This is a genomic window from Micromonospora qiuiae (assembly GCF_016863555.1).
Lineage (GTDB): Bacteria > Actinomycetota > Actinomycetes > Mycobacteriales > Micromonosporaceae > Micromonospora > Micromonospora qiuiae.
Genome location: NZ_BOPC01000047.1, coordinates 25,071 through 48,435 on the forward strand (window position 1 = coordinate 25,071; position 23,365 = coordinate 48,435).

22 protein-coding genes are annotated in these 23,365 nt (G+C 71.4%); 15 read left to right on the top strand and 7 right to left on the bottom strand.

Features of this window, described 5'->3' with window-relative positions; translation table 11 throughout:
* Positions 1–33: 33 nt before the first annotated feature.
* Positions 34–1,032 carry a cell wall anchor protein gene (locus Vqi01_RS17555; protein ID WP_204035887.1) on the bottom strand — a complete coding sequence of 333 codons (999 nt, stop codon included), beginning with the start codon at positions 1,030–1,032 and terminating at the stop codon, positions 34–36.
* Between the two features lie 319 nt (positions 1,033–1,351).
* On the opposite strand from Vqi01_RS17555, the gene rsmD reads away from it, so the two are divergent.
* From rsmD to mutM, 8 genes are all read left to right on the top strand, one after another.
* The gene (gene rsmD, locus Vqi01_RS17560) at positions 1,352–1,915 is read left to right on the top strand and encodes a 16S rRNA (guanine(966)-N(2))-methyltransferase RsmD (RefSeq protein ID WP_204035888.1); all 564 of its coding nucleotides are present in this window, start codon (positions 1,352–1,354) and stop codon (positions 1,913–1,915) included.
* Positions 1,912–2,394 carry a pantetheine-phosphate adenylyltransferase gene (coaD, locus tag Vqi01_RS17565; protein ID WP_204035889.1) on the top strand — a complete coding sequence of 161 codons (483 nt, stop codon included), beginning with the start codon at positions 1,912–1,914 and terminating at the stop codon, positions 2,392–2,394. Before rsmD ends, coaD begins: the two co-directional genes overlap by 4 nt.
* Positions 2,395–2,828: 434 nt before the next feature.
* The gene (locus Vqi01_RS17570) at positions 2,829–3,326 is read left to right on the top strand and encodes an SPFH domain-containing protein (RefSeq protein WP_204035890.1); all 498 of its coding nucleotides are present in this window, start codon (positions 2,829–2,831) and stop codon (positions 3,324–3,326) included.
* Positions 3,327–3,425: 99 nt separating this feature from the next.
* Positions 3,426–3,989 carry a YceD family protein gene (locus Vqi01_RS17575; protein ID WP_204035891.1) on the top strand — a complete coding sequence of 188 codons (564 nt, stop codon included), beginning with the start codon at positions 3,426–3,428 and terminating at the stop codon, positions 3,987–3,989.
* A gap of 5 nt (positions 3,990–3,994) precedes the next feature.
* Positions 3,995–4,168: a 50S ribosomal protein L32 gene (rpmF, locus tag Vqi01_RS17580; protein WP_204035892.1), complete on the top strand. Its 174-nt coding sequence runs from the start codon at positions 3,995–3,997 to the stop codon at positions 4,166–4,168.
* Between the two features lie 129 nt (positions 4,169–4,297).
* On the top strand, positions 4,298–5,251 hold the full coding sequence (locus tag Vqi01_RS17585) for a phosphate acyltransferase PlsX (protein ID WP_239098468.1): 954 nt from the start codon (positions 4,298–4,300) through the stop codon (positions 5,249–5,251).
* On the top strand, positions 5,248–6,171 hold the full coding sequence (rnc, locus tag Vqi01_RS17590) for a ribonuclease III (protein WP_239098463.1): 924 nt from the start codon (positions 5,248–5,250) through the stop codon (positions 6,169–6,171). Before Vqi01_RS17585 ends, rnc begins: the two co-directional genes overlap by 4 nt.
* Positions 6,164–7,021 carry a bifunctional DNA-formamidopyrimidine glycosylase/DNA-(apurinic or apyrimidinic site) lyase gene (gene mutM / locus Vqi01_RS17595; protein WP_204035894.1) on the top strand — a complete coding sequence of 286 codons (858 nt, stop codon included), beginning with the start codon at positions 6,164–6,166 and terminating at the stop codon, positions 7,019–7,021. The genes rnc and mutM overlap by 8 nt, the downstream gene beginning before the upstream one ends.
* A 33-nt stretch (positions 7,022–7,054) precedes the next feature.
* Here mutM and Vqi01_RS17600 read toward each other — a convergent pair whose 3' ends face one another.
* Together Vqi01_RS17600 and Vqi01_RS17605 are read right to left on the bottom strand one after the other, a co-directional pair.
* A complete protein-coding gene (locus Vqi01_RS17600; RefSeq protein WP_239098464.1) occupies positions 7,055–7,714 on the bottom strand; it encodes an endo alpha-1,4 polygalactosaminidase in 660 nt (219 codons plus the stop codon).
* Between the two features lie 310 nt (positions 7,715–8,024).
* Complete coding sequence (locus Vqi01_RS17605) at positions 8,025–9,152, bottom strand: CAP domain-containing protein (RefSeq protein ID WP_239098465.1); 1,128 nt, start codon at positions 9,150–9,152, stop codon at positions 8,025–8,027.
* Positions 9,153–9,512: 360 nt separating this feature from the next.
* Between Vqi01_RS17605 and Vqi01_RS17610 the strand changes: the two genes are divergently transcribed.
* The 3 genes from Vqi01_RS17610 (at position 9,513) to Vqi01_RS17620 (ending at position 14,190) form a co-directional block, all read left to right on the top strand.
* Complete coding sequence (locus Vqi01_RS17610) at positions 9,513–9,707, top strand: hypothetical protein (RefSeq protein WP_189043158.1); 195 nt, start codon at positions 9,513–9,515, stop codon at positions 9,705–9,707.
* A 248-nt stretch (positions 9,708–9,955) separates the two neighbouring features.
* The gene (gene smc / locus Vqi01_RS17615; protein WP_204035895.1) at positions 9,956–13,570 is read left to right on the top strand and encodes a chromosome segregation protein SMC; all 3,615 of its coding nucleotides are present in this window, start codon (positions 9,956–9,958) and stop codon (positions 13,568–13,570) included.
* Positions 13,570–14,190 carry an HAD-IA family hydrolase gene (locus tag Vqi01_RS17620; RefSeq protein WP_204035896.1) on the top strand — a complete coding sequence of 207 codons (621 nt, stop codon included), beginning with the start codon at positions 13,570–13,572 and terminating at the stop codon, positions 14,188–14,190. Before smc ends, Vqi01_RS17620 begins: the two co-directional genes overlap by 1 nt.
* Before the next feature lie 19 nt (positions 14,191–14,209).
* Here Vqi01_RS17620 and Vqi01_RS17625 read toward each other — a convergent pair whose 3' ends face one another.
* From Vqi01_RS17625 to Vqi01_RS17640, 4 genes are all read right to left on the bottom strand, one after another.
* The gene (locus Vqi01_RS17625) at positions 14,210–14,731 is read right to left on the bottom strand and encodes a DinB family protein (protein ID WP_204035897.1); all 522 of its coding nucleotides are present in this window, start codon (positions 14,729–14,731) and stop codon (positions 14,210–14,212) included.
* 121 nt (positions 14,732–14,852) lie between these two features.
* A complete protein-coding gene (locus tag Vqi01_RS17630; RefSeq protein ID WP_204035898.1) occupies positions 14,853–16,469 on the bottom strand; it encodes an MDR family MFS transporter in 1,617 nt (538 codons plus the stop codon).
* A gap of 199 nt (positions 16,470–16,668) precedes the next feature.
* Positions 16,669–17,109 carry a MarR family winged helix-turn-helix transcriptional regulator gene (locus tag Vqi01_RS17635; protein ID WP_239098466.1) on the bottom strand — a complete coding sequence of 147 codons (441 nt, stop codon included), beginning with the start codon at positions 17,107–17,109 and terminating at the stop codon, positions 16,669–16,671.
* Positions 17,110–17,438: 329 nt separating this feature from the next.
* Complete coding sequence (locus Vqi01_RS17640; RefSeq protein WP_204035899.1) at positions 17,439–19,181, bottom strand: alkaline phosphatase D family protein; 1,743 nt, start codon at positions 19,179–19,181, stop codon at positions 17,439–17,441.
* Between the two features lie 145 nt (positions 19,182–19,326).
* Between Vqi01_RS17640 and ftsY the strand changes: the two genes are divergently transcribed.
* The 4 genes from ftsY (at position 19,327) to Vqi01_RS17660 (ending at position 23,230) form a co-directional block, all read left to right on the top strand.
* Positions 19,327–20,517: a signal recognition particle-docking protein FtsY gene (gene ftsY / locus Vqi01_RS17645; RefSeq protein WP_204035900.1), complete on the top strand. Its 1,191-nt coding sequence runs from the start codon at positions 19,327–19,329 to the stop codon at positions 20,515–20,517.
* Between the two features lie 6 nt (positions 20,518–20,523).
* A complete protein-coding gene (locus tag Vqi01_RS17650; RefSeq protein WP_204035901.1) occupies positions 20,524–21,387 on the top strand; it encodes an aminoglycoside phosphotransferase family protein in 864 nt (287 codons plus the stop codon).
* A gap of 156 nt (positions 21,388–21,543) precedes the next feature.
* Complete coding sequence (locus tag Vqi01_RS17655) at positions 21,544–22,866, top strand: ammonium transporter (RefSeq protein ID WP_204035902.1); 1,323 nt, start codon at positions 21,544–21,546, stop codon at positions 22,864–22,866.
* Between the two features lie 25 nt (positions 22,867–22,891).
* The gene (locus Vqi01_RS17660; protein ID WP_204035914.1) at positions 22,892–23,230 is read left to right on the top strand and encodes a P-II family nitrogen regulator; all 339 of its coding nucleotides are present in this window, start codon (positions 22,892–22,894) and stop codon (positions 23,228–23,230) included.
* Positions 23,231–23,365: the final 135 nt, after the last annotated feature.

A 23,365-nucleotide genomic window follows, 5' to 3' on the forward strand; every position in this document is an offset into this window, starting at 1 on the left:
GCGCCCTCGGTTTCAGGACCCGTTCAGGTCAGATCAGGCGGTGAAGCGCAGTCGACGACGGCGGGTCACCACGAACAGGGCCGCACCCGCGGCCAGCAGCACGACCGCACCGGCGATGATGCCGCCGGTCGCCGCACCGGTGACCGGCAGGCCGCCGCCGCCCCCACCGGTCTCGCAGTCCTCCGGCCGCTCCCAGGCGATCGGGTCACCCTTCTCGCCCTCGAAGCTCGGGGTGACGGCCAGGCCCTCGTACGCCTCGAAGGAGACCGAGGTGGTCTTGCCCGGAACGGCCTCCAGCGTCTTGACCACGCCCTTCTCCGAGGTCAGCGTGATCGAGAAGGCAACGCCGTCGGCCGGGTTGTCGATCTGGAAAATCAGCTCGTCGCAGGTCTCGATGAGCTCGAAGGTCGGCTCGCCCGGCTCCGGTACCACCGGCTCGGTGGTCGGCTCGTCGGTCGGCTCCGGTGCCGGAGTCGGCTCGGTGGTCGGCTCCTCCGTCGGGCTCGGCTCCGGCTCCGGCGAGGTGCTCGGCTCCGGCTCTGGCGAGGTGCTCGGCTCGGGCTCTGGCGAGGTGCTCGGCTCGGGCTCTGGCGAGGTGGTCGGCGCCGGCGTCTCCTTGCAGTCGCCGGTGTCCGTCGCCTTTTCGTTCGCGGTCCTCGTGTGCGTCTTCCGGTGCCTGATCCACTCGGCCGTCACGGCGAGAGTGATCTTCTCGTCGGGGACGTTTTTCGGCACGATCTGCTCGCCGACCAGCGATCCCTCGCCAGCCTTGGGTAGCACGGCGTGGCGGATGATGTTGGTGATCGCGGTGCGCGCTGGCGTCGAGACGTGGGTGATCTTGCCGGTCAGGTCTCGCTCGCTGTTCGAGACGGTCCAGGTGACCTTCTTGTTGCCGTTCTCGAGCTTGCAGTACTCACCCGTGATGATCGGGTGGTGGGCGCTGGCCGGGGAGGCGACGACGGCGACGCCAGCCAGGCCGATCAGCGCACCAGCGGCAGCCGCCGCGACACGCCGGAAGTTCAGACGGTTCACGTCTACTCCTGTAAGGGGAAACCGGAGATTAGGTCGGAGCGGGGGAAGAACCGCACACCGCATCCGACACCCGGCAGAGATTATCGATCCATGGCGTTGCGCCATAGTCTTCAGCAAAACCTAAGAATGATGTTGCCAATCCGTGATCTTCGGTATACGGAAAGTCGTCGCATGGTTGCGGGGTGGTCGTGCGCCGGTTGTGCGGCAGCCCGCTGGGCATCGCGTAGCGTCGGGGCATGAGCGAGCGGCAGCGAGCGGGCAACCCACTCCGGCACGCGGAGCTGAAGAAGACGGGGCGAGGTATGAGCGGGGGTGCCCGGTGACCCGGATCGTCGCGGGCAGCCTCGGGGGCCGGCGGATCACCGCACCCCCGGGGGCCGCCACCCGACCGACCTCCGACCGGGTGCGCGAGGCGCTCTTCAGTTCCCTCGAGTCGGAGATCGACCTGGACGGCGCGCGCTTCGCCGACCTGTATGCCGGGTCGGGCGCGGTCGGCCTCGAGGCGCTGTCCCGAGGGGCAGCACATGTGCTGCTGGTGGAATCCGACCCGCGTGCCGCCCGGGTGATCCGGGAGAACCTGGCAGCCCTGCGGGCGGCGCCGGCCGCTCGGCTGGTCACCGGAAAGGTCGCCACGATCCTGGCGGCCGGCCCCGACGGCGATCCGTACCACGTGGTCTTCGCCGATCCGCCGTACACGGTGTCGGACGACGCGGTGGCCGCCATGCTCGCCGCACTTGTCGACGGCGGCTGGCTGGCGCCCGAGGCGCTGGTGGTGGTGGAGCGCTCCAGTCGCGGTGCACCCGTCAGATGGGTGGAAAGCATCACTGGCCAGCGCAGTCGCCGGTATGGCGAGACCACCCTTTGGTACGGTCGCCGCTCATGAGACGTGCGGTGTGCCCCGGCTCGTTCGACCCGGTCACCAACGGTCACCTCGATATCATCGGCCGGGCCAGCCGGCTGTTCGACGAGGTGATCGTCGGCGTATTGATCAATCAATCGAAGACCGGCCTGTTCAGCATCGAGGAGCGCATCGACATGCTCCGCGAGGTGACCGCCTCCTACGACAACGTCCGGCTGGAATCGTTCCGCGGCCTGCTGGTGGATTTCTGCCGGGCCCAGCAGGCGACCGTGCTGATCAAGGGCATCCGGGCGGTCAGCGACTTCGACTACGAGTTGCAGATGGCCCAGATGAACATCGGCCTCGCCGGGGTCGAGACGCTGTTCATGCCGACCAATCCGCTCTATTCCTTCCTCTCCTCCAGCCTCGTCAAGGATGTGGCCAAGTGGGGCGGCGACGTCACCCCCCACGTCCCCGACGTCGTCCGCGACGCCCTGAAGGCCCGCCTGACCCCGCCCGCCTGACCCCGCCCGCCCGACCCCGCCCGCCCCGCAGCCACCCGCAACCATCCCGCGATCTTGCACTTTCGGTCGCCCTTTTGCCCTTCTCATCCACGTTTTTGACGACGAAAAGTGCAAGATCGGCAGGGCAGGGCAGGGCAGGGCAGGGCAGGGCAGGGTGGGGCAGGGTGGGGCAGGGCAGGGTGGGGCAGGGTGGGGCAGGGCAGGGTGGGGCAGGGCAGGGTGGGGCAGGGCAGGGTGGGGCAGGGCAGGGTGGGGCAGGGCGGGGCGGGGCTCGCCGGGGCGCGGTGGGGCGGGCGGCGTGGGGTGAGGGCGACGCGCCGGGGGGAGGGGTGGGGCCGGGGTGGGGTGGGGACGACATCATTGGGTGAAGCGGGAACCCGGCCGCAGCCCGCATGATGTAGGTCGGCCCGACGAACGACAGGAGTGAGGTACCAGTGGACCCGCTCGACCGCATCGACGAACTGATCGCCATGGTGGAGCAGGCGCGCTCCGTCCCGATGTCGCGCAACAACTGCATGGTCGATCGGGGCGAAATGATCGCGGCCCTCGACGAACTGCGCGCCGAACTCCCCGCCGACCTGCGTCGGGCCGCCGTCCTGCTAGAGGAGCGGGACAAGATCATGGAAGCCGGCAAGCGGGAGGCCGACCGGATCATCAGCGAGGGTGAGGCGGAACACGCACGCCTGGTGTCGGTGAACGAGATCACCGTCTCCGCCGAGCACGAGGGTGCCCGGATCATCGCCGAGGCGCGGGCCGAGGCGCAGCGCCTACGCGAGGAGGTCGATGACTACGTCGACACCGCACTGGCCAACTTCGAGCAGTTCCTCACCCGGGCGCTGGCCTCCATCGAGCGCGGGCGGGACAAGATGCACGCGTTGCGAGAAATCGGTACTTTCGGTGGCGACGAGGCGGAACGCCCACTGCCGTTCTGAACAGGCCAGCAGGCGCAACGGGCAGGCCCCCGGTTCGACGCTGGCCTGCTCACCCAGGTAACCTCATTTGTCGGCCCCTCTACCGGCCGGAGTCTGACTATGCCCAAACACTCACTCACCGCACCCGATCCCAGGTCACCGCTGGTCCTCGACACGAGGGAACTTCCGCGCCGGCCTGGTGTGTGGCGTGCCGTCAAACGGGTGGTTCCGGCTCCGTCGGACCTCGGCGTGGAGTTGATCGGCGTGCCGGAGGGCGCGGGCCTCGACCTCGATCTGCGGATGGAGTCGGTGTCCGAGGGCGTGCTCGTCTCGGGGACTGTCAGCGGTCCGGTCCGCGGCGAGTGCGGTCGCTGCCTGCGCGAGATCAACGACTCGGTGACGGTGAGGATCCAGGAGCTGTACGCGTACGAGAACAGCACCACGGACGTCACCACCGAGCCCGATGAGGTCGGTCGGATGCAGGGAGACCTGATCGACCTGGAACCGGCGGTGCGGGACGCGGTGGTGCTGGCGCTGCCGACCAACCCGCTCTGCCGGCAGGACTGCCCTGGCCTGTGCCCCGAATGCGGGGTGCACCGGGACGATCTGCCGGCCGACCACAGCCACCAGCAGATCGACCCGCGTTGGGCGGGCCTGTCGCAACTGACCCGTAAAGAGGAGTAAGAACCGTGGCCGTCCCCAAGCGCAAGATGTCGCGCAGCAACACCCGGTCGCGCCGGGCGAACTGGAAGGCCGCGGCGGTCGCGACCGTGGCCTGCCCGCAGTGCAAGTCCCCGAAGCTGCCGCACACCGCCTGCTCCGTCTGCGGCACCTACAACGGCCGCCAGGTCCTCGAGGTCTGACCTGGACGCCGAGTGACGTCTCCGACCACGGGTCGAGCGACGCACACACCCCGGCGATCGCCCGCTGCTCCCGCCGACGCCGGCCGGCCCTTCCCGGCCGGCGTCGCGAAGCAGCCGGGCACCGCACGGATCGCCGTTGACCTCCTCGGCGGGGACGAGGCTCCCGCCGTCGTGGTGGGCGGCGCTCTACAGGCGGTGCGTGCCGACCCCGACCTGCACCTCCTGCTCGTCGGCCCGACGGAAGCGGCCGGCGCGCTGTTCGACGCCCTCGACCCGGCCGAACGCGCCCGGGTCACCGTGCGTCCGGCAGAGGCCGCCGTCGACATGGCCGACGATCTCACTGCGGCCCGGGCCGACACCACCATCCGAGCCGCCGTCGCCGCCGTCCGATCCGGGCAGGCCGACGCGTTGGTCTCCGCCGGCTCCACCGGCGCCACCGTCACCGCCGCCGCCCTTGGTCTCGGCCGTTGGCCCGAGGTCCGCCGCCCCGCACTCGTCGCCGCGCTACCCGCCGTCGCCGGAGCGGTCGTACTCCTCGATGTCGGTGGCACGCTCGAGCCGAGCGCGGCGACCCTCGCCCGGCACGCTGTGCTCGGTGCCGCCTACGCCGCGGTCGCGCACGGCCTCGCCGCGCCCCGGGTGGGGCTGCTTTCCGTCGGTACCGAGCCCGGCAAGGGCGACCGGGTCCGCCGGCTGACCGACCCGGTGCTCAGCGCCGCGGAGCTGCCCGGCGACGCCCGCTACGTCGGACTGGTCGAGGGGTACGACATCTGCCTCGGCGCCCGCGCCGACGTGGTGGTCACCGACGGCTTTACCGGTAACGTGCTGCTCAAGGCCGTCGAGAGCGCTTACGCGATGGCCGGCGGACCGCCGCCCGGCGGGGCCGCACCCCGGGCCGCCACCCTGCTCGGCGTGGCCGGAACCGTGGTGGTGTGCCACGGAGCGGCCCGAACCGACGACATCGCCTCCGGCATCGCGCTCGCCGCCCGACTCTGGCGGCAGGATGCCGTCGAGCGGGTGGCCGCGCTGCTCGCCGAGAACCGCACCCTCTGCACCACCGACATAGAGGTACGCACATCATGAGCAACGACAAGCGGCGGCAGCCCTCCATCGGCCACCTCGAGGCCGCCTTCGGCGTGTCAATGGATCCGGAACTGCTGGAGCGGGCGCTGACCCACCGCTCGTACGCGTACGAGAACGGCGGCCTGCCCACCAACGAGCGGCTGGAGTTCCTCGGCGACTCGGTGCTCGGCGTGGTGATCACCACGGCGCTGTTCCACAACCATCCCGACCTGCCCGAGGGACAGTTGGCCAAGTTGCGGGCCAGCGTGGTCAACATGCGTGCCCTCGCCGACGTGGCCCGTGGCCTGGGCCCGGAGGGGCTCGGCCCCTACCTGCTGCTGGGCAAGGGCGAGGAGACCACCGGGGGGCGGGACAAGGCGAGCATCCTCGCCGACACCCTGGAGGCGTTGCTCGGCGCGATCTATCTCCAGTACGGGCTGGACACCGCCGCCAACGTCATCCACCGGCTGTTCGATCCGCTGATGGCCGAGTCGGCCGGTCGTGGTGCCGCGCTGGATTGGAAGACCAGCCTGCAGGAGTTGACGGCCGCGCTCGGTCTCGGTGTCCCGGAGTACCGGATCGAGGGCACCGGTCCGGACCATCTGAAAACCTTCACCGCCTGGGTGGTGGTCGCCGGCAACCGGTACGGCGGCGCCGAGGGGCGCAGCAAGAAGGAAGCCGAGCAGCGGGCGGCGGAGTCCGCGTGGCGCACGCTGACCGACCAGGCGGAGGCGACGACCGCGCCGCCCGCGACAACGACCGCGCCGCCCGAGGCGACGGCCGCGTCGCCTCCGACCACGACCGAGCAGCCCGAAACGACGGACGGGCGGCCTGCGATTGCGACCGCCCAGCCTGGCCGAACCGCCGAGCCGACCGCGATCGAAATCGCGCAACCCGGCCCGACCGGCGAGCCGGCCGAAGCGCAGGCGCACCGTGCCTGAGCTGCCCGAGGTGGAGACCGTTCGGCAGGGGTTGGCCCGCTGGGTCACCGGCCGGCGGATCGACTGGGTCGAGGTGCGCCATCCCCGGGCGGTGCGTCGGCACCTTCTCGGTGGCGCCCACTTCGCCGACGTTCTGGCCGGCCGGACCGTGCTCGACGTACGCCGGCGTGGCAAGTACCTGTGGCTGCCGCTGGACAGCGGGGACGCGGTGATCGGGCACCTCGGGATGTCCGGACAGCTGCTCCTGCAACCGGCGGCCGCGCCCGACGAGACGCACCTGCGGGTGCGCTTCCGCTTCGCCGACGAAGGGCCGGAGCTGCGCTTCGTCGACCAGCGTACGTTCGGCGGGCTGTCGGTGAGCGAGGGCGGCGCGACCCTGCCCTCGGAGATCGCGCACATTGCCCGGGACCCGCTGGACCCGGAGTTCTCCGACGCGCAGTTCGGCGTTGCGCTGCGCCGGCGTCGTACCGAGGTCAAGCGCGCGTTGCTCGACCAGACGCTGATCTCCGGGGTGGGCAACATCTACGCGGACGAGGCGCTGTGGCGGGCGGGGCTGCACGGGGCCCGGCCGACCGACGCGCTGACCGGCCCGGCTGCTCGGCGACTGCTCGGCCATGTTCGGGACGTGCTCGGCGAGGCGATCACCGCGGGTGGCACCAGCTTCGATGCTCTCTACGTCAACGTCAACGGCGAGAGCGGCTACTTCGACCGGTCCCTGAACGTCTATGGTCGCGAAGGGCAGCCCTGCCGCCGCTGTGCCGCACCGATCCGCCGCGAGGCGTTCATGAACCGGTCCTCGTACAGCTGCCCACGCTGCCAGCCGCGCCCCCGAGCCACCGCGCGCGGCTGACCCCTCCCCGCCTCGGCGGGGAGTGTCGGGGGGTTATGGCGGGGGTGGGCAGGGTTGCCGCCACGCGTCGAGGGTGCGGTTTTTGCGGATGGAGGCGAAGCCGTACCCGACGCTGGTGACGCAGAAGTCCGTGGTGCTGCCCGTGTACTCGACGTGGAACACCGGCTTGTTGGCGTCGGCGAAGGGCAGCAACTTGGCGCACCGCTTGAGCCGTACGCACTCCTCGTTGACCGCGAAGTCGAAGTTCGGCGCCAACGCGGCGACCTGCGCCAGGGCACCCAACAGACCGGGGGAGAGGGAGAGCGAGCGGGCCAGGGCGGCGACCCGTCGGTTGAACTCCAGTTGGTCGTCGAACGTCAGCGGGAAGCCACTGCCGTGGTCGTAGCCGTCGGCGTCGGCGAGCAGCACCGCGCCGAACCCCTTGCCGCGACAGAGTCGGAACCGGTCGGCCAGCACCGGCCGCAGCGTTTCCCAGCGGCGTACGTCCAGCCAGGTGCGACTGGTCCGGGACGATGTGGTGCCGCGTACCGGCCCCGGATAGCGGCCGGCGTCCGGGTCGTCGGGGTGCACCGATCCGACGTACACCTGGCAGATCAACCGACGGCCCCGGGAACGCAGCTCGGTGGTCTGCGCCGCGGTGGTGGCCACCGGATCGAGCACGAACACGTCCGCTTCGACCGTCGGGTCCAGCACGCCGGTCAGCTGCCACTGCCACTGCCAATGGCGAGCCGAGGCGCCCGGCCACGGCGTGCCGGGCGGGGCGGGGTTCGGGCCCGCAGGACGCCATCGTGGCGAGCACCGCGAGCGCAAGGCAGGCCGGCAGTGCCCGGCGCGCCCCGCGCGCGGGCCGCTCGTCCAGCCCGTTCCGCATGGCCCAGCTCCGCAGGTCGCGGGGCGGCGTCCGCGCCGCCCGAGCCGTACCCCGGTGTGCCCGGCGTACCCCAATGGGTCAAACGAGCGCAGACCCGACAAGGACTCGCGGTCAACGACGCGGAGGGCCGGGCTAGCGTGGGGTGGCGAAAACCTGCGTCCAGTAGGGGCCGTTGCTACTCGCCACGCCGACGCCGATCTCGGTGAAGTTGCAGTTCAGGATGTTGGCCCGGTGCCCGACGCTGTTCATCCACGCGTCCATCACCGCGGCCGGCGATTGCTGGTTCCAGGCCACGTTCTCGCCGTACGTACGCCACCTGTACCCGACCCGGTCGATCCGCTCGCCGGGATCGCTGCCGTCACTGCCGGTGTGCGACATGTTCCGGTGGTCCGCCTGGTCCTGGCTGTGCCGCTGAGCCACGGTCATCAACTGCTCGTCGATGCTCAAGGCATCGCAACCCGCCCTGGCCCGTTCCGCGTTGACCAGTTTGAGGATCTCGGCCGCCTCGGAGGTCGTGCCACCCGACGGCGTGGCCGAGGCGGTGGTTTCCCGGTTCAGGCTGCCCTGGCGCTCGGCGCCCTGCCGGGAAGCCGCCGTGCTGCGCGACTGAGCGGGCGTGGGCAGCGTCCTGGTCCTGGCCGTCCGGCTCGGCGCCGGGGAGGGCGCGGCAGTGCTGGGGAAGACGCTCGGGCTGGGGCTCGGGCTCTCGATCGTGTCGAGGGGAATCGCCGGCTCCTCGTCGGGCAGCGCCGGCGCGGTGGCGACGGGCAGCTCGCCGGCGCTGGTACTGGTGGGGGTGTCGTTGCCGGGCAGGGCGAGAGCGGCGACGCCGACGCTCACCACGAGGGTGGCCACTGCTGCGGCACCACCCATCACCAGGGGGCGCGAGCGCCGGCGGCGGCGACCGCTGCGGGCCGGGTCGGCAACCTGCCGGTCGATCGCGGCCGGATCCTGATGCTCGCTGCCCGTCTCACCGTGCCAGCCGGGAGTCGGTACGCCGTAGTGGTCATCCCGATCGTCGCGATGCCGGCCCGCGCCCGTCCGCCAGGAGGCCTCCGAGGTGGTGGCCTGCCACTGCTCGGTCGGCTGGTCGCGGTACCACCCGTCGGAGGGGCGGTCCGGCTCGTCGCCGAACAGGTACGCCGATCGTGGTGCCGGTCGGTCGGTCAACCAGGCCGGGTCATCGACCGGTTCCGGCCGTCGAGGGCCGTTCGTCGGGTCGATCGGATCGTTCCAGCCGTGCACGCCTGTCGCCTCCACGGGGTCGGGTATGGGCCGGGGTGACGCTACGTTCCGGGCTGACCTGCAGCAATGCGGCTAAGGAAGAGTTAAGAGGACCCTGCCCATCCGGGTGAGGTGTTCCGGCGATTCGCGAGCGTAGAGTCAGGGTGTCCGGACAGAGCGTGTCCGCGCCTTGGTGGTGGCCCCCGGCGACGGGTCGGGGTCGACGCCGGGATGATCTACGGCCTGCGTGAACTTGACGAAGCAGGGGCTGCCGGCCCAATATGGAGAAGTCGCCAGTCGCGCCCAGCCATGCCCAGATTTTCGTGGGAATGGTAGTCGCGTACACATGGGCGCGCGTTGGCCGGCCTCTCCGGCAGCGCAATTCAAGGAGTCAACATGGCGAAGGCCCTCTTCGGCCACGTAGGTGCGGCGCCCGATCGGCGCCTGCTCGACGAGGTCACCCGACTGCGTGCCAGGGTTCAATCACTGCAGTTCGAGGTCACACGGCTGCGCGCTGAGAACGATCGGCTCGCGGCGGCTGCGGCGGAGGCGGACGATCTGCTCCGTCTGACCGAGCCAGCCTTGACCTGACCCACCTGGCCGCCACAACCGAATAGCACCACCGCACCCAGAGCGCGCCGACACAATGTGCCGGCGCGCGATTCTGTGCGTACCCCCTCGGTCTGGCCGATCGGCGCGCGAACCGGACCGGACGGCGCGCGGTGAGCTGCAGGTGGGTCGCGTGGCGCGACCGGTCCGGTTCCGGGTTAGTCTGCGGGTTCACCAGGGTCCGCGCAGCCGGGCGACGGTACGGCGGCCACCGGACGAGGATCGAGAAGGTGCATCTCAAGAGCCTGACGGTGAAGGGCTTCAAGTCCTTCGCCTCCGCGACGACGCTCAAGCTGGAGCCGGGGATCACCTGCGTGGTGGGCCCGAACGGCTCCGGCAAGTCCAACGTCGTCGACGCCATCGCCTGGGTGCTCGGCGAGCAGGGCGCAAAGGCGCTGCGGGGCGGCAAGATGGAAGACGTCATCTTCGCCGGCACCGCCGGCCGGGCCCCGCTGGGCCGCGCCGAGGTGACCCTCACCATCGACAACACCGATGGCGCCCTGCCGATCGAGTACACCGAGGTCTCCATCACCCGCCGGATGTTCCGCTCCGGCGAAAGCGAGTACGAGATCAACGGTGACGGCTGCCGCCTGCTCGACATCCAGGAACTGCTCTCCGACTCCGGCATCGGCCGGGAGATGCACATCATCGTCGGGCAGGGCCGGCTCGACGGCATGCTGCACGCCAAGCCGGAGGACCGGCGGGCGTTCATCGAGGAGGCGGCCGGCGTCCTCAAGCACCGCAAGCGCAAGGAAAAGGCGCTGCGCAAGCTCGACGCGATGCAGGTGAACCTCAATCGCCTGACCGACCTCACCGCCGAGCTGCGCCGCCAGCTCAAGCCGCTCGGCCGGCAGGCCGAGGTGGCCCGGCGGGCCGCCGTGATCCAGGCCAGCCTGCGCGACGCACGACTGCGGCTGCTCGCCGACGACCTGGCCACCCTGCGTGCCACGCTGGACCGGGAGATCGCCGACGAGACCGCGTTGCGGCAGCGCCGCGAACAGGCGGAGGCCGAGCACGCCGAGGTGCAGTCCCGCCTCGGCGAGCTGGAGGAGGCGCTGGCCTCCGACGCGCCGCTGTTGGCCGCCGCACAGGACACCTGGTACAAGCTCTCCGCCCTGCAGGAGCGGTTCCGCTCGATCGAGCAACTCGCGATGGAGCGGCTGCGGCACCTGAGCGCCACGCCGGACGACGAGCGCCCGGGCCGGGACCCGGAGCAGTTGGAGGCCGAGGCCGAACGGGTCCGCGAGCAGGAGGAGGAGCTGCGCGCGGCGCTCACCGACGACCAGATCCGCCTCGCCGAGGCGGTGGAGCACCGCCAGGAACTGGAGCGGCAGCTCGCCGCGGCCGAACGGGAACTGGTCGCCGCCGCGAAGGCGATCGCCGACCGGCGGGAAGGGCTGGCCCGGCTGACCGGTCAGGTCAACTCCGCCCAGGCGAGGACCACCAGCGCCGGTGAGGAGATCGAGCGGCTCGCCGCCGCGCACGCCGACGCGCTGGCCCGGGCCGAGCGGGCCCAGGCCGAGCTGGACGCGGTCGCCGAGCAGTCCACCGAGGCCGACCGGGACAACGCCGACCTGGACGCCCGGCACGCCGAGGCGGTCGCCGCCCAGGAGCAGGCGCAGGCGACGGTCCGTTCGCTGTCCGACGCCGAGCGGGCCGCGGAGAAGGACGCGGCCACCTGGAAGGCCCGCGAGGAGGCGCTCGCGCTCGGCCTGCGCCGTAAGGACGGTGCCGGTGCGCTGCTGGGCCGCGCCGATCAGGTGCCCGGCCTGCTGGGGAGCCTCGCCAGCCTGCTCACGGTCGCCCCCGGTCACGAGGCGGCGCTCGCCGCAGCGCTCGGCGGGCTGGCTGACGCGGTCGCGGTCACCGGGGTGGACGAGGCTGTGGAGGCGATGCGGCTGCTGAAGATCTCCGACGCCGGCCGCGCCGAGCTGCTGGTCGGCGGCCCCACCGGTCCGGGGATGGCCGGCTCCGCCGACGCGCTGCGCCCCAAGCTGCCCGACCGCGCCCAGTGGGCTCCCGACCTGGTCGACTGCGACGCGCAGCTGCGCCCGGCGGTACACCGTGCGCTGCGTGACGTGGTGCTGGTCGAGGACCTCGCCGCCGCCGCCGAGGTGGTCGCCGGCAACCCCGAGCTGCGGGCGGTCACCCGCGATGGAGACATCATCGGCGCGTACGCGGCGGCGGGCGGGTCGGCCAAGGCACCCAGCCACATCGAGGTGCAGGCGGCTGTCGAGGAGGCCCGCACCAACCGGCTCACCGCCGAGCGGACCAGCGCCGAGCTGCGCGAACAACTGGTCGACGCCCGAGCGGCCGTGGCCGAGGCCAAGGAGCGCGTACAGCACGCCGCCGCCGCCAAACGGGAGGCGGAGAGCCACCGCAACGCCGCCGCCCGCCGGCTGGCCGAGCTGGGTGCCGCCGCCCGGTCGGCAAAGGCGGAAACCGACCGACTGGGCGAGTCCCGGGCGCGTGCCGAGGCCGCCCGGGAACGGGACCTGACCGCGCTGGCCGAGCTGGAGGAGCGGCTGCGGCTGGCCGAGGCGACCCCGATCGACGCCGAGCCCTCGACCGACGAACGCGACCAACTCGCCGCGATGGTGCCGCAGGCCCGGCAGAACGAGATGGAGGTCCGGCTCGCGGTGCGTACCGCGGAGGAGCGGGTGGCCTCCATCGCCGGGCGGGCCGACTCGCTGCACCGGCAGGCCACCGCCGAACGCGCGGCGCGGGAGCGGGCCGCGGCCCGGCGGGCCGCGCGGACCCGTGGCGCGGGCATCGCCCGGGCCGTCGCCGGTGGTGCGCGGGAGGCGCTGACCCGGCTGGCCACCAGCATCGCCCGGGCGGAGGAACATCGGGACGCGGTGGCCCGCGAGCGGGCCACCCGCGAGGCGGAACTGCAGGAGGTGCGGGCCGCCGCCAAGCGGCTCGGTGCGGAACTGGAACGACTGACCAGCCAGGTGCACCGCGACGAGGTCGCCCGCGCCGAGCAGCGGCTGCGCATCGAGCAACTGGAGGCGAAGGCCGCCGAGGACTTCGGGCTGACCGTGGAGACCCTCATCGCGGAGTACGGGCCGAGCCAACCGGTGCCGCCCACCGAGGCCGAGGTGGCCGCCGCCGAGCGCGACGGCCTTCCGGTGCCCGAGCCGGTCCGCTACGAACGGCCGGTACAGGAGAAGCGGGCCGCCAAGGCCGAACGGGAGCTGGCCCTGCTCGGCAAGGTCAACCCGTTGGCCCTGGAGGAGTTCGCCGCGCTGGAGGAACGGTACAAATTCCTCTCCGAGCAGCTGGAGGACCTCAAGGCGACCCGGCGGGACCTGCTGACCGTGGTCAAGGATGTCGACGAGCGGATCCTGGAGGTCTTCGCCAGCGCCTTCGCCGACACCGCCCGGGAGTTCGAGCAGGTCTTCACCGTCCTCTTCCCCGGTGGGGAAGGCCGGCTGGTGCTCACCGAACCGGACGACCTGCTGACCACCGGCGTCGAGGTCGAGGCCCGGCCGCCCGGCAAGAAGATCAAGCGGTTGTCGCTGCTCTCCGGCGGTGAACGGTCGCTGACCGCGGTGGCGATGCTGGTGGCGATCTTCCGCGCCCGGCCCAGTCCGTTCTACATCATGGACGAGGTCGAGGCCGCCCTCGACGACGTGAACCTGGGCCGGCTGATCACGCTGCTCGCGCAGCTGCGGGAGAAAAGCCAGCTCATCGTCATCACGCACCAGAAGCGGACCATGGAAATCGCCGACGCGCTGTACGGCGTGACCATGCGCGGCGGGGTGACCCAGGTGATCAGCCAGCGGCTCAACCGGGCCGAGGGGGACGACGAGCGGCCAGGCCGCGGCGAGGAGAACGGGTAGTGGCTCGGGAACGCGCGACGGCGCTCCTGGTGGACTTCGACGGCGTACTGCGCCGGTGGGACCCGGCGGTCGCCGCGAAAGTGGAACGGGAGTACGGCCTTTCCACCGGCGTGCTCGGTGAGATCGCCATGTCCTGGGGGCTGCTCCAGCCGGTGCTCACCGGCCGGGTCAGCCATGCCGAGTGGGTGTCGAGTGTCGCCGACGCGTTGACTCCCTCGGTGGGCGACCCGAGCAGGGCCCGCGCCGCCGTGCAGGAGTGGCAGCGCTATCGCGGCGAGGTCGTCCCGGAGGTGCTGGCGTTCATCCGCGAGGCGCGGGCCGCCGGCATCCGGGTCGGGCTGGGCACCAACGCCACCGACCTGCTCGACGCCGACCTGGCCGCGCTGGAACTCACCGACGAACTGGACGTGGTGGTCAACTCCTCGGCCATCGGGGTGCACAAGCCGGCCCGCGAGTACTTCCAGGCCGCCTGCGTGGCGCTGGAGACTCCGCCGGACCGGGTGCTCTTCATCGACGACGAGGATCGGGCCGTCAGCGGCGCCCGGGTGGCGGGGCTGTCCGCGTACCGCTGGAACGGCCCGGCCGACCTGCGTTACCTGCGCGCGGCCCTGGCCTACTGAGGACGTCCGGCCGTAGCCGTCACGAGCCGACCACCCCGTCGATGCGTTCCCGGATCAGGTCGGCGTGCCCGTTGTGGCGCGCGTACTCCTCGATCATGTGAACGTAGATCCAGCGCAGGTTGCACGTCCGTCCCTTCCGGCCGACCGAGGTGAACGTCTCGTCGAGGGACCGACCGGCGACTGCGGCACGGGCCAGCTCCACCTGGTGCTGGAAGGTGGCGAAGTCCGCCTCGGCGTCGGCCGCGCTGATGTCGAAGTCCGCGTCGGGATCGTCCTCGGTGAAGTAGGGGTAGTCGACCCGTTCACCGAGGAAGTTCTCCCGGAACCACCAGGCCTCCACCTCGGCCATGTGCCGAACCAGACCGAGCAGGGTCAGCCCGGACGGCTCGACACTCGCGGTCTTGAGTTGCTCGGCGGTCAGGCCGGCGCACTTGAGCAACAGGGTCTGCCGGTGGTAGTCGAGCCAGCCCTCCAGCATGGTGCGCTCGTCACCGACGTACGGCTCGGGGGTTCGGGTGATTTCCGGCGCTCTCCAGATCATGCCCGCCATCCTGGCCCGTGCCCCCGACAACCGGCGACACGTTTTCCGTCCTCAGGGCACGCCGCCAGGGATCGGTGCGGATCAGGCAGGTGGCGACTGACCCGGTCGGAGTTGCCGTCGGTCAGTCCCGGTTCTCGGTACGGATCACGGCGGTCGCTCCGCCCGCCGCCACCGTCGATTCCTGCTCGACCTCGTCGGCGAGCGGGCCGCCGGTGTGCCGCAGCAGCGGTACCTCCTTGATGAACAGGACGGCGATCAGGGCGATCAGCCCGAACGGGGTGGCGGCCAGGAAGATGTCCCCGGCCCCGTGGCCGTACGCCGACTCCACCACGGCCCGGATGGGCGCGGGCAGCGTGTGCACGTCCGGCAGGGTGTCGCCGCTGCCGGACGGCGCCGGTATGCCGAGCGCGGCCAGCCCGTCGGCGAGATAACGCCTCACGTTGTGTGCGAGCAGGGCGCCCAGCACGCTGACCCCGATGGCGCCGCCGAGGCTGCGGAAGAAGGCCACCACGGAGCTGGCCGCGCCGAGTTCGTGCGCGCCCACGGTGTTTTGCACGGCGAGCACCAGGTTCTGCATGGTCATCCCGACGCCGACACCGATCAGCGCCATGAAGACGCCGACCCGCCAGTACGGCGTGTCCGCCCGCAGGGTGCCCATCAGCGCGAAACCGACGGTGAGCAGGGCCGAGCCGGCGACCAGGTAGCGCTTCCAGCGGCCGGTGTTGGTGATGATCCGGCCGACGGTGGTGGAGGCGACCAGCAGGCCGAGGATCATCGGCAGGGTCATCAGGCCGGACATGGTGGGGGTGACGCCACGGCTGATCTGGAAGTACTGGCTGAGGAAGATCGAGGCGCCGAACATGCCCACGCCCACCGCGATGCTGGCCAGCACCGAGAGGGTGATGGTGCGGTTGCGGAACAGCCGCGGCGGGATCAGTGGTTCGCTGGCCCGGGTCTCCACCCGGACGGCGGCGGCACCGAGCAGCAGCGCGCCAGGCACCATGACCGCGCTCTGCCAGGAGAGCCAGCCGTACCGGCTGCCGGCGAGCGAAACCCAGATCAGCAGCAGGGACACGGCGGCGGTGATCAGTGTGGCGCCCCACCAGTCGATCTGCACCTTGCGCTTGACCACCGGCAGGTCGAGGGTCTTCTGGAGCACGACCAGGGTGAGCAGCGCGAACGGCACTCCGACGTAGAAGCACCAGCGCCAGCCCAGCCAGGGGGTGTCGACGAGGACGCCGCCGATCAGCGGACCGCCGATGGTGCCGACGGCCATGACCGCCCCGAGATAGCCGCTGTACCGTCCGCGCTCGCGGGGCGCGATCATCGTCGCCATGATCACCTGAGCCAGCGCGGTGAGGCCGCCGGCGCCGATGCCCTGGAGCACCCGGCAGGCGATCAGTTGCCCGGTGGACTGCGAGAGCCCGGCCAGCACGGACCCGAGCACGAAGATCACGAGGGCGACCTGGACCAGCACCTTCTTGCTGGTGAGGTCGGCGAGCTTGCCCCAGAGCGGGGTGGTCGCGGTGGTCGCCAGCAGCGTCGAGGTGACCACCCAGGTGTACGCGGACTGGGTGCCGTGCAACTCGGTGATGATCCTCGGCAGCGCGTTCGCCACGACCGTGCCGGAGAGGATGGCGACGAACATGCCCAGCAGCAGGCCGGAGAGAGCCTCCAGGATCTGCCGGTGGGTCATCGCGACGGGGATCGCTCGGGCGGGGCGGCTCGCCTGAGTCATGCGGGGGTGCCTCCAAGCGGAGTGAAAGTGTTGCCGCAGGCAACCGTAAAGCTTGGTTGCCTCAAGCAACAACCTGGTGTGGCGGTGGTCTTGTTCCGCTTCGAGTTAAGCCCGTCCGGCGGGCCGCCCGCTGGTCATCCGGCACCGGTCCGCCGAAAGGGCATGATCAACCTGGCGTGGATGCCGCCACTTCGTCGGGTCACCCCCAAGCGTCGTTGAACCGGCGCATCAGGCGGGCGAAGTCCTCGACGTCCTGGCGCGGCCAGCTCTCGAGGGCTCGCCGGATCTGGCGGAGTCGGGACGCCCGGGCAGCGTCGAACCGACGCTGGCCCTCCTCGGTCAGGCTGAGCTGAGCGGCCCGCCGGTCACTCGGATCCGGGTCTCGCCGGACCAGCCCAAGGCCTTCCAGGCTCTGGATCTGCCGGCTGAGTGTGCCCTTGCCCACGCCGAGCCGAGCGGCAAGGTCGGTGAGCCGGATCGAGCCGGAGCGACGCAGCCAGAGCAGCAGCCCGTACGCGTTCGGTTCCAGGTTGGGATGCACCTCGCTGGCGATCTCCCAGGAGATGGCCCGGCCGCGACGCAGCAGCGCGGTCAGCTCGTGCTCGACCTCGCGCAGGCTCTCCGGCAGCTGTTCGTCCACCCGACGAGGGTACGAAGCAGGGCTGCCGACCCGCCGGCCGGTCGGCGTCTGGCCGGTCGATGCCGAGCCCGTTGCCGATGCCGGGCCGGTCGCGACGCCGGGCCGGTCGCGACGCCGGGCCGGTCGCGATGCCGGGCCGGTCGCGATGCCGCGCCGATCACGATGCCGGGCCGGTCGCGATGCCGGGCCGGTCGCCGACGCCGGGCCGGTCGCAGCGCCGCGCTGGTCGCCGACGCCGGGCCGTCCCGCTCCGCGAACGGATGGCGCGTGTTAACAAGGGGCCCTTTTACTACGCGAGGCGTTAAAAAGGGGCCCTTCCTTACACCTGATCAGGGGGTGAGGTGGTGGTGGGCCACTTTGCGTAGGTGGCCGTCGCTGGTGGTGCCCTCCATGACCACCTCGGCGTCGCGGCCGGCGTGGGTGAGCGTGGCCACCGCGTTGCCGAAGTACGGGCCGGCCAACTTGCGCCACTTCACTGCGGGTCGGGGCACCCCGACGGCGCGGGCGAGTGCCCGGGCCGCCCCGGCCGGCCCGCGTGCCCAGCCGAGTCGCATCAGCGGGCGCAGCCCGGCCGGCACCTGGTTGTGGAACGGCGAGCAGGTGAGTTGATGCACCGGCGTGCGTACGCCGGGGTCGGCGAACCGGACCCGGGCCACGTACGAGTGGTGCACGTCCCCGGAGAGCACGTTGATCGACGCCGGTGGGGGGTACGCCGGACCGGCGCCCTTACGGTCGCCGGGCGTACCCGGTGCGCCGCTGCCGATGCGGGCGAACAGTGCGCCGAGCCCGTCGAAGGAGCGGCGGAAGGCGCCCCAGTGCTCCAGGTCGAGCCCGCGGCGCAGCCACTCCGCCAACGCGACCACCCACGATCGGGGCGAGTCGGCCAGCTGCTCGTTCCACGCCTCCACGTGATGGATGCCGGGCGGCAGCAGCCAGGGCAGCGACGAGCCGATCACCAGATGGTCGTAGTCGCCGTGAGCGCGGTCGACGAACCAGGACCACTCACCGGCCGGCAGCATCGCCCGCCGGCCCGGCTGCAACACCCGGCTGCACCGGGTGTCCAGCATCACCAGCCGGGTGCGGCCGAGGTCGAGCGAGTAGCTCCACTGGTAGCTGTCCGCGCGCTCAGGGGGTCGCGACGAGTCCACATCCGCCGATGACCTGCTCACTTCGGTGCCGTGCGCCGGGCCGCTCTCGGTGTCGACCCGCGCGCCGAACTCGCGCAGCACCTCGGTGGCGTCCTCGGCCGCGCGTACCTTGACGAAGACCGGGTCGGCGGCGATCTCGTCCGGGTCGAGGTTGCCCAGGTGCTGGTACACCCAGTAGGAGGCCAGCCCGCTGGCGATCCGCTCGGCCCACCACGGCTGTGCGCGCATCTCGGTTCGCCAGGAGGCCGAGGTGTTCCAGTCGTCGATGATCTCGTGATCGTCGAAGATCATGACGCTCGGCACGGTGGAGAGCAGCCACCGGATCTCCGGGTCGCCCCAGGATTCCAGGTAGAGCTTGGTGTACTCGTCGAAACTGACCACCTGGTCGCTGGGCGCGCCAGCGGGCCGCCGCCGGCGCCGGCGCAGCAGCCGTTTCACGGTGGGCGAGGTCTCGTCGGCGTAGACCTGGTCCCCGAGCATCACCAGCAGGTCCGGCAGGCCGGCCGGGTCGGGGTCGGCCAGGATCCGCCGGGCGTACGCGTCGAGCGCGTCCGGGGGCAACCTGCGGGTGGTGGCGTGCTGGGTGGTCTCCCGGCAGGACCCGAAGAGCAGCCGCACCGGCTGGTCCCGGTCGTCGGCGGCGCGGGTCCGGATCACGCTGGGCGGGAAGCGGCCGTCGGGCAGCGGCCAGGTCACCTCGTCGTCGATCAGCACCTGGTAGGTCGTGGCGCTTTCGGGGGTGAGTCCCGTCACCACCACGAGCGCGTAGTGGTGGTCGTACGCGCAGAAGGTGGGTGCCGTGCCGGTGGCGCCGCCGGCCGTGCGGACGGTGACCACCGCGGGTGCCGTGGTCTCGACCCACACGGTGGCCCGGGTGCCGACGACCCGGCGCAGCAGGGGGCCGATGAGCAGCTGCGCGGGCATGTCGAACCTCCAGACGAAAGAGCTTCATCCTGTACTACCCAGCCGCCGGGTCGCACCACCGCTGGCTGTGGTCGAAACTACTGCCGGCTGGCGTGGCGGGAGCGGTGGCTGAGACGGGATCGCCGGCATCTGACAGGATTTCGGCATGACGGAATACCTCCTCATCGCTCTCGCCCTGCTCGGCGTGCTGATCCTCGGCGGCATCGGGCTGGTCGTGCCGCGGTTGCGCCGGCGGCCGGAGCCACGGCTGCCGCGTACCGAGGTGGACACCCGGGCGGAGGAGGAGCTCGCCGGGCCGCCGGTGCAGGCACCGGAGGCCGATCTGTCCACCGGCGTCCTGGTGGAGCCGCCGCCGGTCATCGAGGCACCCGCACCGACCGTCGAGGTGCCCGAGCCCACCGCCGGCCGACTGGTGCGGCTGCGGTCCCGGCTGGCGCGCTCGCAGAACGTCTTCGGTCAGGGGCTGCTCGGCCTGCTCAGCCGCGACCGGCTCGACGAGGACGTCTGGGAGGAGATCGAGGACAACCTGATCACCGCGGACGTGGGGATCGACGCTACCCGCGAGATCGTCGACCGGCTGCGGGAGCGGACCAGGGTGCTGGGCACCCGGTCGGCCGCGGAGCTGCGCGCCCTGCTCGCCGCCGAGCTGGTCAACGCGCTCGACCCGGGGCTGGACCGCTCGCTGCGCACCGCGCCCAAGGAGGGCGTGCCGGCGGTGCTGCTGGTGGTCGGAATCAACGGCGCCGGCAAGACCACCACCTGCGGCAAGATCGCCCGGGTGCTCATCGCCGACGGTCGCAGCGTGCTGCTCGGCGCAGCCGACACGTTCCGGGCCGCCGCCGCCGATCAGTTGGAGACCTGGGCCGGGCGGGTCGGCGCGGAGACCGTCCGTGGCCCGGAGGGCGCCGACCCGGCCAGTGTCGCGTTCGACGCGGTCCGGCGCGGCATCGACACCGGCGTGGACACGGTGCTCGTCGACACCGCCGGCCGGCTGCAGAACAAGGTCGGCCTGATGGACGAGCTGGGCAAGGTCAAGCGGGTGGTGGAGAAGCACGGCCCGATCGACGAGACACTGCTGGTGCTCGACGCCACCACCGGCCAGAACGGCCTGGAGCAGGCCCGCGTCTTCACCGAGGTGGTCAACGTCACCGGGGTGGTGCTCACCAAACTCGACGGCACCGCCAAGGGCGGCATCGTGATCGCCGTGCAGCGCAAGCTCGGCATCCCGGTCAAGCTGGTCGGCCTCGGCGAGGGGCCGGACGACCTGGCGCCGTTCGACGCCGCGCAGTTCGTCGACGCGCTACTGGGTACCGAAGCCCCCGGACCGACCGCGTAACCTCGCGTGACCAGAGAAGACCGCGCGTACGCGGGCTGGCGCGACCCGAGCCACCCGTCGCAGCGCCTCGGGAGACCGTACGTGACTTCGCAGGAGATCCCCCTGCACGGCGGGAACGTCAGCACCGTCGTCCGGGTGGGCGACACGGTCCGGCGCAACGCCGGACCCTGGACCCCGTCGGTGCACGCCCTGCTCCGCCACCTGGAGTACGTCGGGTTCACCGGCGCTCCCCGCGCGCTCGGCATGGACGAGCGCAACCGCGAGGTGCTGTCGTACCTCGAGGGTGAGTGCGGGGAATACCCGCTGGCCCCGCACTGGGTGACCGACGAGGCGCTGGTCACCGTCGCCACCATGCTGCGGATGTTCCACGACGCCCAGTACGGCTTCGCCCCACCACCCCAGGCGGTGTGGCGCTCGTTCGGGCCGCCGCCGCCGGACACCGAGGTCATCTGTCACCACGACGCCGCACCGCACAACGTCATCTGGCGGCCGGACGGCACCCTCGGGCTGATCGACTTCGACCTGGCCTCACCCGGGGCGCGGATCTACGACGTGGCGTACGCGGCCTGGACCTGGGTGCCGATCTTCTCCGACCGGGACTCGATCACTCTGGGTTGGAAGCGTCCGGACCGCCCGCGTCGGCTGCGTCTCTTCGCCGACGCGTACGGGCTGATTCCGCGCGACCGGCACCGGCTGATCCGGACCATCCGGAAACGGATCGTGGACCACGTGGAGGGCATCCGGCGGATGGCCGCCGCCGGGGAACCGGCCTTCGTCCGAATCGTGCACAAGGGGCACCTGCGCCGGCCGATGCGCGACCTTCGGCTGCTCGACTACGAACGGCAGGTCCTCGAGGACGCCCTGCGCTGAACCACTTTTTTCACACGTCCGAAACAACCCATCACGGTCTGGAAACCGACCGGGGACCCTGGGTGAAACAGCCGCCGAGCAGGCTTCGCGCAACCGGCGTACGGGCGATGCCGCGCGAGGCCGGGAGGGAGGGAAGACAACCCGAGAGGAGGCAGCGTGCCGGAGCTGGATTCTGGTGCCACCGCCTGGATTTTGACTTCTGCCGCGCTGGTGTTGCTCATGACGCCCGGCCTGGCGCTGTTCTACGGCGGCATGACGCGATCGAAGTCCGTGCTCAACATGATGATGATGAGTTTCGGGGCGATCGGTCTGGTCAGCCTGCTGTGGGTGTTCTACGGCTACAGCATCGCCTTCAGCGGGGACCTCGGCGGGGTCACCGGTGATCTGGCGGCCCTGGGTCTGCGCGGCATGCTGGAAAGCGGCACCGAGGGCGGTCTCCCCGACCTGCTGTTCGCCGGCTTCCAGCTGATGTTCGCCGTGATCACCGTCGCGCTGATCAGCGGCGCGATCGCCGACCGGGCCAGGTTCGGGCCGTGGCTGCTCTTCGCCGGCCTGTGGGCCACCCTGGTCTACTTCCCGGTCGCGCACTGGGTCTGGGGCGGCGGCTGGATCGGCGAGCTGGGTGTGCTCGACTTCGCCGGCGGCACCGCGGTGCACATCAACGCCGGTGCCGCCGCGCTCGCCCTGGCGCTCGTGCTCGGCCGCCGGGTGGGCTGGCCGAAGGACAAGTTCAAGCCGCACAACCTGCCGATGATGCTGCTCGGCGCGGCGCTGCTGTGGTTCGGCTGGTTCGGCTTCAACGCCGGCTCGGCGGGTGCGGCCGACGGCGCCGCCGCCGTCTCGCTGATCAACACGCAGGTCGCCGCAGCCGCCGCCGTGCTCGGCTGGATCGTGGTCGAGCGGCTCCGCGACGGCAGGCCGACCACCCTCGGTGCGGCCTCCGGCGCCATCGCCGGCCTGGTCGGCATCACCCCGGCCTGCGCCTTCCTGGAGCCACTGGGCGCGATCGCCCTCGGTGCGATCACCGGTGCGGTCTGCGCGCTCGCGGTCGGCCTGAAGTACACGTTCAAGTACGACGACTCGCTCGACGTGGTGGCCGTGCACATGGTCGGCGGCATCATCGGCTCGCTGCTCATCGGCTTCCTGGCCGTCGAGGTGCTGGCCGGCGCGGGCAACGACGGCCTGTTCTACGGCGGCGGCATCGAGCTGCTCGGCCTTCAGGCGGTCGGCGTGGTCGCGGTGCTGGTCTACTCGTTCGTGGTCGCGTACGTCATCGGCTTCGCGATCGAGAAGACGATCGGCTTCCGGACCAGCACCGACGCCGAGGTCGAGGGCATCGACAACGCCGAGCACGCGGAGAGCGCGTACGAGTTCAGCTCCACCGGTGGCGGCGGCGCGTTCGCCGCAGCGGGCATCGCTGCCACGGCGGCGCCGAAGTCGGAGCCCACCGAACCGGTGGGCGAGAAGGTCGCCGGCTAACGTTTCGCGAATGGAGGGGTTGGACATGAAGCTGGTGACCGCCGTCATCAAGCCGCACCAGTTGGACGCCGTCAAGGAGGCCCTGCACACGCTCGGCGTGGCCGGGCTGACCGTGAGCGAGGTCCAGGGGTACGGGCGGCAGAAGGGCCACACCGAGGTCTACCGGGGCGCCGAGTACACCGTCGAGTTCCTGCCCAAGATCCGGGTGGAGGTGCTCACCGACGAGATGGACGTCGAGAAGATCGTCAGCGCCATCGTCGGTGCCGCCCGAACCGGCAAGATCGGTGACGGCAAGGTCTGGGTGACCGGAGTCGAACAGGTCGTCCGGGTCCGCACCGGCGAGCGCGGCCTGGACGCCCTGTAGGAACCAGTGTAAGGAAGGGCACCCTTTTAACGCCTGCGGTAGAGGAAGGGCCCCCTTTTAACAGCCGGCCCGCGCGCACCCTCCAGGCCCGGACCCGCGCACCGCGCGGAAATCCTCGACGGTCTCCGTGACCGG

What these genes read in the sequence shown, in the direction of transcription:
- coaD (WP_204035889.1), top strand. Translation starts at nt 1,912, where the DNA reads ATGAGACGTGCGGTGTGCCCCGGCTCGTTCGACCCGGTCACCAACGGT.
- Vqi01_RS17575 (WP_204035891.1), top strand. Translation starts at nt 3,426, where the DNA reads ATGCCCAAACACTCACTCACCGCACCCGATCCCAGGTCACCGCTGGTC.
- rnc (WP_239098463.1), top strand. Translation starts at nt 5,248, where the DNA reads ATGAGCAACGACAAGCGGCGGCAGCCCTCCATCGGCCACCTCGAGGCC.
- Vqi01_RS17610 (WP_189043158.1), top strand. Translation starts at nt 9,513, where the DNA reads ATGGCGAAGGCCCTCTTCGGCCACGTAGGTGCGGCGCCCGATCGGCGC.
- Vqi01_RS17625 (WP_204035897.1), bottom strand. Translation starts at nt 14,731, where the DNA reads ATGATCTGGAGAGCGCCGGAAATCACCCGAACCCCCGAGCCGTACGTC.
- Vqi01_RS17630 (WP_204035898.1), bottom strand. Translation starts at nt 16,469, where the DNA reads ATGACTCAGGCGAGCCGCCCCGCCCGAGCGATCCCCGTCGCGATGACC.
- Vqi01_RS17640 (WP_204035899.1), bottom strand. Translation starts at nt 19,181, where the DNA reads ATGCCCGCGCAGCTGCTCATCGGCCCCCTGCTGCGCCGGGTCGTCGGC.
- ftsY (WP_204035900.1), top strand. Translation starts at nt 19,327, where the DNA reads ATGACGGAATACCTCCTCATCGCTCTCGCCCTGCTCGGCGTGCTGATC.
- Vqi01_RS17660 (WP_204035914.1), top strand. Translation starts at nt 22,892, where the DNA reads ATGAAGCTGGTGACCGCCGTCATCAAGCCGCACCAGTTGGACGCCGTC.